The organism is Paraherbaspirillum soli (assembly GCF_042654985.1).
Taxonomy (GTDB): Bacteria; Pseudomonadota; Gammaproteobacteria; order Burkholderiales; family Burkholderiaceae_D; genus Paraherbaspirillum; species Paraherbaspirillum soli.
Map to the genome: position 1 here is coordinate 450,053 of NZ_JBHSMT010000013.1, position 15,547 is coordinate 465,599.

General features: G+C 55.0%; 14 protein-coding genes. 1 reads left to right on the forward strand and 13 read right to left on the reverse strand.

All coding sequences use genetic code 11. The features are described from left to right. Positions 1 to 84: 84 nt before the first annotated feature. Positions 85 to 291: a YdcH family protein gene (locus ACFPM8_RS09670; RefSeq protein WP_378997293.1), complete on the reverse strand. Its 207-nt coding sequence runs from the start codon at positions 289 to 291 to the stop codon at positions 85 to 87. Positions 292 to 530: 239 nt separating this feature from the next. On the opposite strand from ACFPM8_RS09670, the gene ACFPM8_RS09675 reads away from it, so the two are divergent. Next, positions 531 to 1,337 (forward strand): PP2C family protein-serine/threonine phosphatase, encoded by an 807-nt coding sequence (locus ACFPM8_RS09675; protein ID WP_378997294.1) that lies wholly within the window; start codon positions 531 to 533, stop codon positions 1,335 to 1,337. 59 nt (positions 1,338 to 1,396) lie between these two features. Here the strand turns inward: ACFPM8_RS09675 and ACFPM8_RS09680 are convergent, their stop codons facing one another. From ACFPM8_RS09680 to sdhC, 12 genes are all read right to left on the reverse strand, one after another. Next, entirely contained in the window at positions 1,397 to 2,251 is an 855-nt protein-coding gene (locus tag ACFPM8_RS09680) for a hypothetical protein (RefSeq protein WP_378997296.1), read from the reverse strand. A gap of 66 nt (positions 2,252 to 2,317) precedes the next feature. After that, the gene (gene zapE / locus ACFPM8_RS09685) at positions 2,318 to 3,415 is read right to left on the reverse strand and encodes a cell division protein ZapE (protein WP_378997297.1); all 1,098 of its coding nucleotides are present in this window, start codon (positions 3,413 to 3,415) and stop codon (positions 2,318 to 2,320) included. A 258-nt stretch (positions 3,416 to 3,673) separates the two neighbouring features. Next, a complete protein-coding gene (locus ACFPM8_RS09690) occupies positions 3,674 to 4,078 on the reverse strand; it encodes a hypothetical protein (protein ID WP_378997298.1) in 405 nt (134 codons plus the stop codon). Between the two features lie 12 nt (positions 4,079 to 4,090). Beyond that, a complete protein-coding gene (gene lpdA, locus ACFPM8_RS09695; protein ID WP_378997299.1) occupies positions 4,091 to 5,518 on the reverse strand; it encodes a dihydrolipoyl dehydrogenase in 1,428 nt (475 codons plus the stop codon). A 197-nt stretch (positions 5,519 to 5,715) separates the two neighbouring features. Further along, positions 5,716 to 6,978: a 2-oxoglutarate dehydrogenase complex dihydrolipoyllysine-residue succinyltransferase gene (gene odhB / locus ACFPM8_RS09700; RefSeq protein ID WP_378997300.1), complete on the reverse strand. Its 1,263-nt coding sequence runs from the start codon at positions 6,976 to 6,978 to the stop codon at positions 5,716 to 5,718. A gap of 102 nt (positions 6,979 to 7,080) precedes the next feature. Next, the gene (locus ACFPM8_RS09705) at positions 7,081 to 9,936 is read right to left on the reverse strand and encodes a 2-oxoglutarate dehydrogenase E1 component (protein ID WP_378997301.1); all 2,856 of its coding nucleotides are present in this window, start codon (positions 9,934 to 9,936) and stop codon (positions 7,081 to 7,083) included. A 325-nt stretch (positions 9,937 to 10,261) separates the two neighbouring features. Continuing rightward, positions 10,262 to 11,566: a citrate synthase gene (gene gltA / locus ACFPM8_RS09710; RefSeq protein ID WP_378997302.1), complete on the reverse strand. Its 1,305-nt coding sequence runs from the start codon at positions 11,564 to 11,566 to the stop codon at positions 10,262 to 10,264. Positions 11,567 to 11,699: 133 nt separating this feature from the next. Beyond that, the gene (locus tag ACFPM8_RS09715; protein WP_378997303.1) at positions 11,700 to 11,969 is read right to left on the reverse strand and encodes an FAD assembly factor SdhE; all 270 of its coding nucleotides are present in this window, start codon (positions 11,967 to 11,969) and stop codon (positions 11,700 to 11,702) included. A gap of 177 nt (positions 11,970 to 12,146) precedes the next feature. Next, on the reverse strand, positions 12,147 to 12,857 hold the full coding sequence (locus ACFPM8_RS09720) for a succinate dehydrogenase iron-sulfur subunit (RefSeq protein WP_378997304.1): 711 nt from the start codon (positions 12,855 to 12,857) through the stop codon (positions 12,147 to 12,149). Positions 12,858 to 12,965: 108 nt separating this feature from the next. After that, on the reverse strand, positions 12,966 to 14,744 hold the full coding sequence (gene sdhA / locus ACFPM8_RS09725) for a succinate dehydrogenase flavoprotein subunit (RefSeq protein WP_378997305.1): 1,779 nt from the start codon (positions 14,742 to 14,744) through the stop codon (positions 12,966 to 12,968). A gap of 2 nt (positions 14,745 to 14,746) precedes the next feature. Further along, a complete protein-coding gene (gene sdhD / locus ACFPM8_RS09730) occupies positions 14,747 to 15,115 on the reverse strand; it encodes a succinate dehydrogenase, hydrophobic membrane anchor protein (protein ID WP_378997306.1) in 369 nt (122 codons plus the stop codon). Further along, positions 15,116 to 15,526, reverse strand: a complete 411-nt coding sequence (sdhC, locus tag ACFPM8_RS09735) for a succinate dehydrogenase, cytochrome b556 subunit (RefSeq protein WP_378997307.1) — start codon at positions 15,524 to 15,526, stop codon at positions 15,116 to 15,118. Positions 15,527 to 15,547: the final 21 nt, after the last annotated feature.

The following is a 15,547-nucleotide window of genomic DNA, read 5'->3' on the forward strand; positions in this document are numbered from 1 at the left end:
GTACAACCGTACGACTCCGCTTCTCGCCCCGACCTTGGGCCGCTCGCTACGGATTTTGAAGGTGCCCCGTGGTGTGCGGAAACACTAGGCAGGAATATCGGGAATCAATTGCATCTTTAAAAGCGTAATCTGGTCTTTCAGCTGCAATTTGCGCTTCTTCAAACGTCGCAATTGCAGTTCTTCATGCAGCACTTCACGCGTCAGCACCTCAATCACGGCATCCAGATCGCGATGCTCCACTTCCAGTTCTATAATGCGGCGGAGTATCTCTTCGCGATCAGTCATGGTCATTTTCCGGCATTGAGGTACGTTAACATCTGGAAACACTTTTGAAATAATTCGTGCGTATAATATTTCGCGCGAGCTTTAGCAATTTGACCGTAAATGCAATGAAATTAACATGATATGCAGACAGATCAAGATGCTTTAAGATGCGCCACAAGACGATCACGAGTCAATCAAAAATCGGCACACACAGTAGTTTTTCAACATCCTGTTAGAACAAGACGCAGTTTAATCTACCTAGACGAATGAGCCAATACAAGATCGAAGCCGGCACCGGCCAACACATCGGCGACCGCCAGGAACAACAGGACCGCGCCGCATTATTTACAGCGCCCAAGGCCCCAGGCTACATGATGGCGGTAGTTGCTGACGGCATGGGTGGCCGGAGCGGCGGCGCGCTGGCAGCCGAACAGGTGATTTGCACCGCAAAACAAATTTTCGACGGTTTCTCGCCATTGACCGACAATGTCGAGCAGATGCTGCACAACATCGCGCATGAAACCCACACCGTCATCAAGCTAAGCGGTTTTTCGAGCGACAAGGATCCTCATACGACGATGGTGGTATTGGTGCTGTCGCCGGATGGGACCGCCACCTGGGGCCATGTTGGCGATTCCCGCCTGTACCGTTTCGAGGGGCCCAATTTTGTCGAACATACGATCGATCATTCGTATGTTGAGCAACTGGTCGGGGAAGGAAAGCTTTCGCGCGCGCAAGCGAAATCCCATAACCTGTCCAATATCCTGCTGAATGCGCTCGGCTCCAGCACTGGGACGCCCAAAGTCACCATCAAGCACTATACCGGCTTAAAGGCCGGAGATGCCTTTTTGCTATGCTCCGATGGTCTCTGGCACTATTTCACAGAGGACGAACTCGGTGCGGCGATTGCGATGAACAAACCTCGCGACGCGGCCGAAATGCTGATCAACAAAACCCGCAAACGGTCCGAAGGTCACGCTGCCGACAACTGCACCTTTGCGATTGTCAAACTGGTTGCGCCACCCAAAGAGAAGCCAAACTATACCGTCAAGAAAATGCGGCGCGCGGTTTGATTGAATTCGCGCGGGCTATCGTTTTATGACAGTGATTCGACAATACTAATCTGATGGAATTACGGTGTCGAAGCCGGTGAGGTCGGCGTAGTTGCTGCGCCACCGGCTGGAGTTGCTGCCGGCACCGGCGCCTGAGTTGACGCCTTCTTGTTTGCCAGTGCGCGTGCTTTCTCCGCTTTTTTTGCAGCAATTTCACGCTGGCGTGCCGCCGACTCCTGTGCTTTCTTTTCGAACGCAGCAACATTGGCAGCACGTTGCTGTGCTTTAGCGGCCCGCTCTTGCTCGGCTTTTTGCAGTCGTGCATTGTGTTCCGCGGCGCGCTTGTCGGCCTCCCCGGCATGCAAGCGACTGTTGGCTTCAACTTCCTTGTTTTTGTCGGCGCCTTGCTTCATTTTTTCGACATTCGCCAACTCTTTTTCTTTCTGCTCCTGAGCCCGCTTCGGCATTTCGACTTCATCTTTGGCACGCTGTTCCTCCAGCGCCTTGTCGCGTTCGTCGGCGCGAGCGCGGCGCTTGAAAGCATTCGCCGCAACGTCAACCGGACGGATTGCCTTCATCGCCAGGCGGCGACGCTCTTTCGACACATCCAGGCAATCATTCACAAAAAACTTTTCATAGCAAACGCGTTGCTCTTCAAGACTGCGCGCCTCGACTGCAGCACGTGCTTTGACGACATCCGTCAAAGCCTGGTCCGCCTTTTCCACCGACGTGATCGAACCAGCCGGATAGCGCGCCGTCAATGCAGCTGCCGGATCAGCGTCGACAGATTCCGGGCTCGGGTCCGGCGCATTCTGAGCGTAGGCAGAAGTACCGGCCAACAGCGCCATCGCGACCACCAATGCTGCTGGCCGGAGCGTCCCGACAAGCGTCAGCGCACGTCCCAGCGGGGTCAAAATCAAAGAGGAAAATTCCACGTGATGTTATCCATTTCCATACGTTATTCAGTCATTCAGCTGCGCCGTATACATCGCTGAAGCCGCTCACACTATCGAGTCAGCCTCGTTACGCCGCTCGGCATCCATATATTCGCGCGATTGCATTTCGATGATACGGGACACGGTGCGATGAAATTCATTTGCCAGCATGCCCTGCATATATAACTCTTCCGGCTCCACTGCGGCGGACATGATCAGCTTGATTTTGTGATCATAAAATACGTCAATCAACCAGGTAAAACGGCGCGCCTCGGACGACATTGCAGCCGACATCTGCGGGATACCGGACAATATCACCGTATGGAAGCGGCTGGCAATTTCGAGGTAATCATTTTGCGAACGCGGGCCTCCGCACAAAGTATTGAAATCAAACCAGATCACCCCGCCGGCTTTACGCAATGCCTTGATTTGACGCGCTTCGATATCGACCCGAGGATCTTCGTCGGCGATGTCCGCGACTCCCGCAAACGCATGCCGCAACGCACGATCGGTTTCCGCATTCAGCGGCGTATGGTAAATCTGTACTTGCGCCAAGGCCCGTTTGCGATAATCGATGCCGGCATCAATGTTCATCACATCCAGATTGTCCTGCAACAATTTGATCGTCGGCAGCATCCGATCCCGATGCAAGCCATCGGGATAGAGCGTACTCGGCTCATAATTCGACGTCATGATGAATGAAACACCGTTATCAAACAACGCCTTGAGCAGATTGTAGAGAATCATGGCGTCGGCGATATCGGATACATGAAATTCATCAAAACAAATCAGCCGATATTTCTTCGCCACCCGCTTTGCCACTTCATCCAACGGGTCGGCCACCCCTTTCAGTTCATCCAGTTGAGTATGTACGGCCCGCATGAATTCATGAAAATGCAAACGTGTTTTTCGCACTAGCGGCACGACCGAATAGAAGCTGTCCATCAGAAAGGACTTGCCGCGCCCGACGCCACCCCACATGTATACGCCGCGCGGTATGTCAGGCCGATTGATCAAGCGTTTGAATGAGTTCGAACGTTGCGCCTTGAATCCAAGCCATTCATCGTAGGACCGCTGCAGGCGCTCGACAGCGCGACGCTGTGCATCATCGGACTGGAATCCGCGCTGAGACAAGGCTTGTTCGTAAAATTCTAAAACATTCATGGTTTCATCAATTCTTGATATGTAGCGCCCTGAGTGACCAAATCATCAAAATCCGATTCTGATTTGAGCAAAAACAAAAATGGGCGAGCTTGCGCCCGCCCACCTCGAACCGACATTCACGGAAACCTCGAAAAACCGTAGCGAGCGGCCCAAGGTCGGGGAGAGAAGCGCAGCCGTACGGAGGTACGGTGAGCATCACAGCCCCGAGATTGGGACGCGCAGTAGGTTTTTAGAGGTTCCCTAACAACTAAAGGGCACCTATAACCGCTCCATCTCAACCAGGACGCGGCTTGGATAGACTTTGTCTTTAGCGCTGAAATTAACCGGGAAATTCAATCCCAGTCCAACACCGCCGCCGCTGCCGCCTACCGCCCCAATCCCGACCCCAGGGGAGTTCAGGCCGGACGGAGCACGATAAACCATTTCGGAAGCGCGATAACCCGCCTTGTTACAGGCCACGCGCAAATTGCCGTCTGCCGCCGTAATCAGCACGTCGGCAGGGGTTACCACACTCCAGCTGCTGCTATCGGTTTTAACCACACAACGCGCGCCCGACAATTGCTCGTTCTGAGAGACAGTCTCGATCAAGACATGGCCGTTACCCGAATCCACGGTGGCACAGCCGGCAAGTGCGACGCTCAGCACCGAGATCAGGTAACGCATGCTCGCCGCCTCTTAGAAGTTCAACGAGCGCTTATCGACGGCCAACGCAGCTTCTTTGGTCGCTTCCGACAAGGATGGGTGCGCGTGGCAGATACGCGCGATATCTTCCGCCGAGGCGCGGAATTCCATCGCCACCACGGCTTCCGAAATCAGCTCGGAGGCCATTGGTCCAACAATGTGGACGCCCAGGATTTCATCTGTTTTGGCATCGGCCAAAAATTTCACCATGCCCGAGGTATCGCCCAGTGCGCGTGCACGGCCGTTTGCCAGGAATGGGAAGCTACCTGCCTTGTAGGCAATCCCGGCGGCTTTCAATTGCTGTTCGGTTTGACCAACCCAGGCGATTTCCGGCGAGGTGTAGATCACCCAAGGGATCGTGTTGAAATTGACGTGCCCGTGTTGGCCGGCAATGCGCTCAGCCACGGCCACGCCTTCTTCCTCAGCCTTGTGCGCCAGCATCGGGCCGCGCACGACGTCGCCCACCGCCCAGACGTTAGGCAGATTGGTTTTGCAATCGCCATCGACCGCGATAAAGCCGCGCTCATCCAGCTGCAAGCCGACGCCTTCGGCATTCAGGCCTATCGTATTCGGAGTACGGCCGATCGAAACGATCAATTTATCGAACACGGCTTTTTGCGCTGCGCCGGTGGCATCGACGTACTCGACGGTGACGTCTTTTTTACCGGCAGTGACCGCGCCGATCTTGACCCCGAGACTGATTTTCAATCCCTGTTTTGCAAACAGTTTGCCGGCTTCCTTGGCGATCTGTTCGTCCACTGCACCGAGGAAAGCCGGCAGCGCTTCCAGCACCGTCACTTCGGAACCCAGGCGACGCCAGACGCTGCCCATTTCCAGGCCGATCACGCCAGCGCCGATCACGCCCAGTTTGGCTGGCACGCTGTCGATCGCGAGTGCGCCGGTATTCGACAGAATCAGTTTTTCGTCGAATGGCGCGCCTGGCAGTTCGCGGGCATTGGAGCCGGTTGCCAACACAATATGCTTGCCTGTGATGGTTTCTTCGGTAGCGCCTGCGACCTTGATTTCATAGCCGTTGGCATCGCCTTTGACGAACGAACCGCGGCCGTGGAAGAAAGTAACCTTGTTCTTTTTAAACAAGTACAAGATACCTTCGTTATTTTGCTTGATGATGGATTCCTTGCGCGCCAGCATCTGGCCCAGGTTCAGGCCCAAGCCCTTGACCTCGATACCATGGTCGGCGAACGCATGACCGGCATGTTCGTAATGCTCGGACGATTGCAGCAATGCTTTCGACGGGATGCAACCGACATTGGTGCAGGTGCCGCCTGGTGCAGGACCGTTCTTGGCATTCTTCCATTCATCGATACAGGCAGTATTGAAACCAAGCTGGGCAGCGCGAATTGCTGCGATATAGCCGCCGGGACCGCCACCGATGACGACGACGTCAAATTGTTTGCTCATTGCTTTCCTTCGAATTATTTCTAGCGCAACTCAACTAATGCAGCGCTACCAAAACGCCCAGCGATTTAGTTGAGTCATCAGGCGCTCATGATTTTCCGTAGCCAATTAAACGATGCGCCCTGCCCTGACTTCCAGTCCTAAAAATCAGGGCAGGAAGAACAGAAATCAGGGCGCTTTCATTTAGCTGATTTGGCTGATTACAGATCCAGCAACAGACGGGCGGGATCTTCCAGTGCTTCTTTCATTGCCACCAGGCCCAATACCGCCTCGCGGCCATCGATGATGCGATGGTCGTAAGACATGGCCAGGTAGTTCATCGGACGAATCACGATTTGACCGTTTTCGACAACTGCGCGGTCTTTGGTCGCATGCACGCCAAGGATCGCGGATTGCGGTGGGTTGATGATCGGCGTCGACAACATCGAGCCGAAAGTACCGCCATTGGAAATCGAGAACGTGCCGCCGCTCAGATCGTCCAGCGTCAGCTTGCCTTCCTTGGCCTTGGCGCCGAATTCGCCGATTTTCTTTTCAATCGCGGCGATCGACATCTGATCGGCATCGCGCAACACCGGTACGACCAGACCACGTGGCGAACCGACAGCGATACCGATATCGAAATAACCGTGATAAACGATGTCGTTGCCATCAACCGATGCGTTGATGATCGGATACTTCTTCAATGCGGCAACTGCGGCCTTGACGAAGAAGGACATGAAGCCGAGCTTGACGCCGTGTTCTTTCTCGAATTTGTCTTTGTACTTGTTACGCAGATCGATCACCGGCTGCATATTGACTTCGTTGAAAGTCGTCAAGATGGCATTGGTCGATTGCGATTGCACCAGACGCTCTGCGATACGCGCACGCAAACGGCTCATCGGCACGCGCTCTTCCGGACGCTCATCCAGCTTGGCGCCAGTTGAGGCCGCTACCAGTTGCAGAGCAGGTTTTGCCGGGGCAGCTGCGACCGGGGCAGGAGCAGCTGGTTTGGTTGCCAGCGCGCCGAGTACGTCACCCTTGGTCACGCGGCCGTCTTTACCGCTGCCGGCGACCTGGCTTGCTGCCATGCTATTTTCTGCCAGCAGTTTGGCAGCGGCCGGCATCGCAATGCCGGCTGCCGATTGGTTGGAAGCCAGTTCAGGCGCAGCGATCGGTGTCGGCGCATTGCCGCTTTGTGGAACCGACAACGCCGACACTTCCATTGGGCTGACCTTGGCCGACGCATCGGTGTCGATCACCGCGATGACTTCATCGGCGACAACGGTACTGCCGTCGGTTTTGATGATTTGCGTAATCACGCCGGCTGCTGGCGACGGCAACTCGAGCACCACTTTATCTGTTTCGATGTCAATCAGGTTTTCATCGCGGGCAACAGAGTCACCCACTTTTTTATGCCATGTCAACATAGTCGCTTCGGCGACGGATTCCGATAATTGCGGAACTTTTACTTCAAGAAGTGCCATTTATTTCTCCATATTCCATGATTGCGGGACAGAGTTTACGAGCCGCCTGGTCTGATCCTGCGGCGAATTACTCTGTCCTCGACTAATTAGATAAGACGCGGATTATTTCGTAAGAACAAAGCCTTTGAGCTTGGAAAATGCGGTATCCAACAATGCTTTTTGCTGCGCATAGTGCTTGTCGTAGTAACCGACCGCTGGCGATGCGCTGGCTGGACGGCCTGCATAGGCAAGCTTTTGACCATCTTCCAGATTTTCAAAAATATTGTGCTGGATCTGCAGCCACGGCCCCTGATTTTGCGGCTCATCCTGCGTCCACATCAATTCAGTAAAGTTAGGGAACTGCTTGAGTTCAGCAGCGAACGCCTTATGCGGGAATGGATACAGTTGTTCCAGACGGATAATTGCGACGTCGGTCTGACCGCGCTCTTTACGTGCATTGACCAGATCGTAATAAACCTTGCCCGAGCAAGCGATGACGCGCTTGACCTTCTTGGCGTCGATCTTGTCATCGACTTCACCGATGACGGTCTGGAAAGTGCCCTTGGTAAAGTCGGACAACGGCGAGCCGGCATCCTTGTTACGCAGCAGCGATTTCGGCGTCATGATGACCAGCGGCTTGCGGAACAAACGGATCATCTGACGGCGCAGCAGATGGAAAATCTGCGCCGCGGTGGTCGGTTGCACCACTTGCATATTGTTGTCCGCGCACAGCTGCAGATAGCGTTCGAGACGCGCCGATGAGTGCTCCGGGCCTTGGCCTTCGTAACCGTGCGGCAGCATCATGACCAGGCCGGAAGCGCGACCCCACTTCACTTCGCCGGAGCTGATGAATTGGTCGATCACCACTTGCGCGCCGTTGGCAAAGTCGCCGAACTGCGCTTCCCAGATCGTCAAGGTGTTCGGTTCGGCGGTCGAATAACCGTATTCGAAACCGAGCACGGCTTCTTCCGACAATACCGAGTCGATGACGTTAAATGGCGCCTGTTGATCGGAAACATTTTGCAGCGGAATGTAGCTGCCGGCATCCCAGCGTTCGCGATTTTGATCATGCAAAACTGCATGACGGTGAACGAAGGTGCCGCGACCTGCGTCCTGACCGGTAATCCGGATTGCGTAGCCGGACGATACCAGCGATGCATAAGCCAGATGTTCGCCCATGCCCCAGTCAAGATTGAGCTCACCGCGGCCCATGGCAGCGCGATCGTTCAATACTTTTTCGACCAGCGCATGCACTTTGAAGTTTTCCGGCACAGTCGTGATGCGTGTGGCCAGACGTTTCAATTCCGTCACCGGCACTGACGTGTCGGCGGCATCGGTCCATTTGCGGTTCAGGAATGGCAGCCAGTCGACTGCGTACTTGCTCTTGAAGTTGGAGATGACCGGGTCAACCGTATGCTTGCCAGCATCCATCGCATCGCGGAAGGCCTTGACCATCGCATCGCCATCGTCGGCGCCAATCGTGCCTTGCGCAGACAGCTTGTCCGCGTACAGTTTGCGGGTGCCTGGATGCTTGCCGATTTTTTTGTACATCAGCGGTTGAGTCAGCGCCGGCGTATCTTGTTCGTTATGACCCAATTTACGGAAGCAGATGATATCGACGACGACATCTTTCTTGAATTCCATCCGGTAGTCGAGCGCGATTTGGGTCGCGAACGCCACGGCTTCAGGATCGTCGCCGTTGACGTGCAATACCGGTGCTTCGATCATCTTGACGACGTCGGAGCAATACAAGGTGGAGCGGGAATCGCGCGGGTCGGAAGTGGTGAAACCGATCTGGTTGTTGATCACGATATGCACGGTGCCGCCAGTGCCATAGCCGCGGGTCTGCGCCAGATTCAAGGTTTCCATCACTACGCCCTGGCCGGCAAACGCGGCGTCGCCGTGCACCAGGATAGGCAATACTTGCGAGCCATCCTTGTCGCCGCGCCGTTCCATGCGGGCCTTGACCGAACCTTCGACCACCGGGTTGACGATTTCCAGGTGGGATGGGTTGAATGCCAGCGACAAATGCACCGGGCCGCCTGGGCTGGTGATATCGGAAGAAAACCCTTGGTGATATTTGACGTCGCCGGCAGGCAGATCGTCAGCGTGCTTGCCTTCGAATTCGGCAAACAACTCTTGCGGCATCTTGCCCAGCGTATTGACCAGGACGTTCAGGCGGCCGCGATGCGCCATGCCGATAACGATTTCCTGGACGCCTTTTTCACCGGCGCGTTGAATCGTCTCATCCAGCGACACGATGAAGCTTTCGCCGCCTTCCAGCGAGAAGCGCTTCTGGCCGACGTATCTGGTGTGCAGATAGCGCTCGAGACCTTCGGCAGCGGTCAGGCGGTCCAGGATGTGTTTCTTCTTTTCGGTGGAGAATACCGGTGCCGAGCGGGTTGATTCCAGGCGTTCTTGCATCCAGCGCTTTTCGGTCGGATCGCTGATGTACATGTATTCGGCGCCGATCGAGCGGCAGTACGTGTCGCGCAGCGAATTCAGCAGATCGCGCAGCGTCGATGTTTCGGTACCGAAATAGGTATTGCTGATATTGAACACGATGTCCATGTCGGCATCGGTGAAGCCATAGAAACTTGGCTCCAGTTCAGGTATGACGGAACGTTCCTGGCGTTGCAGCGGGTCCAGATTGGCCCAGCGTGATCCCAGATAGCGGTAGGCGGAGATCAACTGCGTTGCAGCGACACGCTTGCGGCCCATTTCGGCGTCGGCCGAAGCGGATATTGTGCGTATTGGACCTTGCTTGGCGCGCTCGGCGAACGAGGCGATGACGGAAGCGTGGCCCACGTCAGGTTTGTCGGTGCCATCGACTGCAGGCACATGTTGCATGGCGTCAAAATAAGCACGCCAGTTGTCGGAGACAGATCCGGGATTGTCGAGGTAGGACTCGTACAGCTCTTCAATGTACGGTGCATTACCTCCGAAGAGATATGAATTAGAGCGGTATTGTTGCATCATCTTGCTCACCTTTCTTCGCGTTTCGCGAGATTAGCGGGTTAACATAACCTTCCGCGACACGGCCTGACCGGTTAGCGGATTGCACATCAAGTTGTGGGGAAGGGCTCTAAATTTACTGCTTATTAAATCAATTTCAACCACTTGTTTGTTCATTCGTTTTAACCGTATGTTTTTATGCCGACAGCAATTTTAATTTTATCCAGTCGACCTAAAAATCGGTAACCAACCGCCACTACGACTAACACGAATTGGAGTAGGAGCATAGCATAACTACCTTGACACAAACAAAAAAGCGAATCATCAGATTCGCTTTTTTGCTGCTTGCTTAACCGCGCTGTGACATTGATGGTACATCGCGAGTTGGCGAACCGACAAACAACTGTCGTGGACGGCCAATTTTTTGTTCCGGATCGGAAATCATTTCGTTCCATTGAGCGATCCAGCCGACGGTGCGCGCCATGGCGAAGATACCGGTGAACAACGAAACAGGAATACCCAGTGCCGATTGCACGATACCCGAATAGAAGTCGACGTTCGGGTACAGCTTGCGGGAAACGAAGTATTCGTCTTCCAGCGCGACTTTTTCCAAAGCCATCGCCAGCTTGAACAGCGGATCGTTTTCCAGACCGAGTTCATTCAGCACTTCATAGCAAGTTTCGCGCATCAATTTGGCGCGCGGGTCATAGTTCTTGTAGACGCGATGACCGAAGCCCATCAGCTTGACGCCGGAATTCTTGTCCTTGACCTGCGCGACGAACTCAGGAATCTTGTCGACAGAACCGATTTCCTTCAGCATGTTCAATGCCGCTTCGTTGGCGCCGCCGTGAGCCGGACCCCACAGGCAGGCGATGCCGGCAGCAATACAGGCGAATGGATTGGCGCCGCTGGAACCGGCCAGACGCACGGTCGAAGTCGATGCGTTTTGCTCGTGGTCCGCATGCAGAGTCAGGATGCGGTCGAGCGCGCGCACCAGCACGTCATTGATCTTGTACTCTTCGCACGGGGTCGAGAACATCATGTGCAGGAAGTTGGCGCTATACGACAAATCGTTGCGCGGATAAACAAACGGCTGCCCGATATTGTATTTGTACGCCATGGCGACCAGGGTCGGCAATTTGGCGATCAAACGAATCGCCGAAACTTCGCGATGATGCGGGTCGGTGATATCCAGCGAGTCATGGTAGAACGACGACAGCGCGCCGACGGTTCCAACCAGCACCGCCATTGGATGCGCATCGCGACGGAAACCGCGGAAGAAGAATTGCATTTGTTCGTGGACCATGGTGTGCTGCGTCACGGTCGCATCAAATTTCTTTTTCTCCGCTTCGTTCGGCAGTTCGCCGTTCAGCAGCAAATAGCAGGTTTCCAGAAAATCACATTTACTCGCCAGCTGTTCAATCGGATAACCGCGATAAAGCAGTTCGCCTTTGTCGCCATCGATATAGGTAATCGACGAATTGCAAGATGCGGTCGACAGGAAACCCGGATCGTAAGTGAATTTGCCGGTAGCGCCGTACAGTTTGCGAATGTCGATGACTTCTGGGCCGATTGTCCCCTTATAAATAGGAAACTCTACGGATGGGCTGCCATCGGAAAACGATAGCGTTGCTTTTGTATCAGCGTTGGTCATGGCTCTTCCCTCAATTAAAAGGTGAATCTTGAATCAAAAAAATAAAAGGCGTGCGCCCCATTGCTCAATTTGAAACCTGTTCAATATCCTTGGCAAGCGCTCATTAAGTTTGCAGCAGGATATCAAGCAGGATTTACGCGCTGCGCAATCTGGCTAACAAAGCGTGAACCTGCGGCAAGTCCAGCAAGCCGTCCGGTTCTTTGCGCACCAATAGCAAATCCATCAGTTCATTGTCGGACAACTCCATCAAGCGAGAAAACGCGTCGACATCATCGTCCGTCATGGTGGCCTCATGCGCATCCAGAAACCGGGTCAGGATCAAATCATTTTCAAGCAAGCCGCGTCGTGCACGCCAGCGCAGCCGAGCTCGGTTTGCAGGATCGGCTTGATGAGTGATGGTCATGGATTATAGGTACTCAATTTAACGGGCACCTCGAAAAACCTACTGCAGGGTTTTGCAAGCTCGCCAATCTCTGGGCCGCTCGCTACAGTTTTCGAGGTCCCCTAACATCGTCGACCGACCTATCATTTGGCCGGCCGGCGACTTAACACAAAGCATGGGCAGACTCGCCCTATGCGCTTATACAGCGCGACGCACCATCAGTTCCTTGATCTTGCCGATGGCCGCGTTAGGATTCAATCCCTTCGGGCAAACATCGACGCAATTCATGATCGAACGGCAACGGAACAGGCGATACGGGTCTTCCAGGTTATCCAGACGCGCGCCAGTTGCTTCATCGCGGCTATCGGCGATGAAGCGGTAGGCTTGCAACAAGCCGGCCGGGCCGACGAATTTGTCCGGGTTCCACCAGAACGACGGGCAGGAAGTCGAGCAGCAAGCGCACAGAATGCACTCGTACAGGCCGTCCAGCTCTTCCCGTTGCGCCGGAGTTTGCAGACGTTCTTTTTCCGGCGGAATATTGTCGTTGATCAGGAATGGCTTGATCGACTCGTATTGCTTGAAGAATTGCGTCATGTCGACGATCAGGTCGCGGATCACCGGCAAACCCGGCAATGGCTTCAAGACGATAGGCTCGGACAATTCATTCAGGTTGGTGGTGCACGCCAGACCGTTCTTGCCATTGATATTCATGGCATCGGAACCGCAGACGCCCTCGCGGCAGGAGCGGCGCAACGCCAGCGAATCGTCGACATCGGCCTTGATCCGTTGCAGGGCGTCCAGCAACATTTTGTCGGTTGGCAGCAGCTCCACCGTCAAGTCTTGCATATACGGCTTGGCATCCTTGTCCGGATCGTAACGATAGATTTTGAACTTCAAAGTGCGTGACATGGCTATATACCTTTGTGTGTGGGACAGAGTTCAACAGGCAGCGAAGGCTGACGCATCTCTCTGTCCCCAACTAATCGAAAACGACGCGTAAATTGCAACGAAGAGCAATTAAAACGTCCGTGGTTTTGGCTTGAACGTATCAACCGTCAGCGGCTTGGTCACCACCGGCTTGTAGTCGAGGCGATTGCCTTCGGAGTACCACAAGGTGTGCTTCATCCAGTTTTCATCGTCGCGCGCTTCGTAGTCGCGATGCGCATGCGCACCGCGCGACTCTTTGCGTGCGGCAGCCGAAGTGATGGTGGCCTTGGCGGTTTCGATCAGGTTGTCCAGTTCCAGCGCCTCGACCCGCGCGGTATTGAAGACCTTGGACTTATCCTTGAACGAGACGTGCTTGCGACGCTCGTCCAGCACCATGATTTCCTTGTAGCCCTGTTGCAGCAACTCATCGGTACGGAACACGCCACAATAATGCTGCATGGTCTTGCGGATATCGCCGGCGACATCCTGCACGCGCTCGGAACCGGTGCTGGCTTCCAGTCTGGCCAGGCGCGCCAACGCGACATCGGCAGCATCCGCAGGCAAGGCTTTATTGCTGCGCTCCTTGAGCTTGCTGTCGACAATGTGATTGCCGGCCGCACGGCCAAACACCACCAGGTCCAGCAGCGAATTGGTGCCGAGACGATTGGCGCCATGCACCGATACGCAGGCGCATTCGCCGATTGCGTACAGGCCGTTGACGACCGCGTTGGGAATGCCGTTCTTCGGCACCACAACCTGACCGTAAACATTGGTCGGGATACCGCCCATTTGGTAATGGATGGTTGGCACGACCGGGATCGGTTCTTTCAGCGCATCGACGTTAGCGAACTTGTGACCGATTTCCAGAATCGATGGCAGACGCTTCATGATGGTCTCGGCGCCGATGTGGCGCAGATCCAGCATCACGTGATCCTTGTTCGGACCGCAGCCGCGGCCTTCCTTGATTTCCTGGTCCATCGAACGCGACACGAAATCGCGCGGCGCCAGATCTTTCAAGGTAGGCGCATAACGCTCCATGAAACGCTCGCCGTTGGCATTGATCAGAATCCCGCCCTCGCCGCGCACGCCTTCGGTAATCAGCACGCCGGCGCCAGCCACGCCAGTCGGGTGGAACTGCCAGAATTCCATGTCTTCCAGCGGCAAGCCGGCACGCGCCGCCATCCCCATGCCGTCACCGGTATTGATGAAGGCATTGGTCGATGCGGCCCAGATACGACCGGCACCGCCAGTCGCCATGACCGTGGTCTTGGCTTCCAGGATCATCACATCGCCGGTTTCCATTTCCAGCGCAACCACGCCGATCACGTCGCCTTCGGCATCGCGCACCAGATCGATTGCCATCCACTCGACAAAGAAGTGGGTCTTGGCGCGCACGTTGCGCTGATACAGCGTATGCAACAGCGCGTGGCCGGTACGGTCGGCAGCGGCGCAAGCGCGCGCTACAGGCTTCTCGCCGAAATTGGCGGAGTGACCGCCGAACGGACGCTGATAAATGGTGCCGTCGGCATTGCGGTCGAACGGCATGCCGAAATGCTCCAGCTCATACACAGCTTTCGGCGCTTCGCGGCACATGAATTCGATCGCATCCTGGTCGCCCAGATAGTCCGAACCCTTGACCGTGTCAAACATGTGCCAGTACCAGCTGTCCTCGGACATATTGCCCAACGAGGCGCCGATACCGCCCTGCGCGGCGACCGTGTGCGAACGGGTCGGGAACACCTTCGACAGCACCGCAACATTCAAACCAGCTTCTGCCAATTGCAGCGAAGCACGCATACCGGAGCCACCGGCTCCAACGATTACCGCATCAAAGCGGCGTGTAGGAATTGTGGATTTGATAGCAGCCACGATTACACTCTCCACAAAATCTGCGCCGCCCATCCGGCACAAGCGACCAACCACAGGATTGTGGCAATTTGCAAGACCAGGCGCACAGCGACCGGCTTGACGTAATCCATCCAGATATCACGCACGCCTATCCATGCATGAAAAAACAGCGACATCAACGCGGCAAAGGTCGCGAGCTTGAACCACTGATGCGCGAACAAGCCGGCCCAGCCTTCGTAGCTGAAATTATTGCCGGTCAAAAAACAGACCAGCAAAATGACGGTGTAGATTGCCATGACCACGGCGGTAGCGCGTTGCGCCAGCCAGTCCCTGAGACCGTAATGCGCACCGACCACCAGGCGCTTTGATCCGATATTGTTATTGTTTGCCATTTAGAATGCTCCGAACAATTTCAACGCAACGATAAAGGCCAGCGGCAGGCTAACCACCAGAACACCCGCAGCCGATTTGCGTGCGCTGTCCTTATCCAGACCGATATGGTTATCCATGATCAGGTGGCGAATGCCGGCGCAGAAATGATGCAGGTAGGCCCATGACAGAGCCAGGATGACGAGCTTGACGAACCAGTTCGACGTAAAGCCGCGGAAGTAGTCGAAAGAGCTCTCGGAAATCAGGCTTTGATCCAGCAAGAACAGGATGAAAGGCAGCAGCAAAAACATCAGCAATCCGCTAATGCGGTGCAAAATCGATATCACGCCTGCCAGCGGCAAGCGGTAGCCGATAATTTGGGTAATGTTTATGTTACGAATTTGTGGCCGATTGGGTTTCGCGGCTTCAGACATAACAGGGTTCTCCTCAGTTTT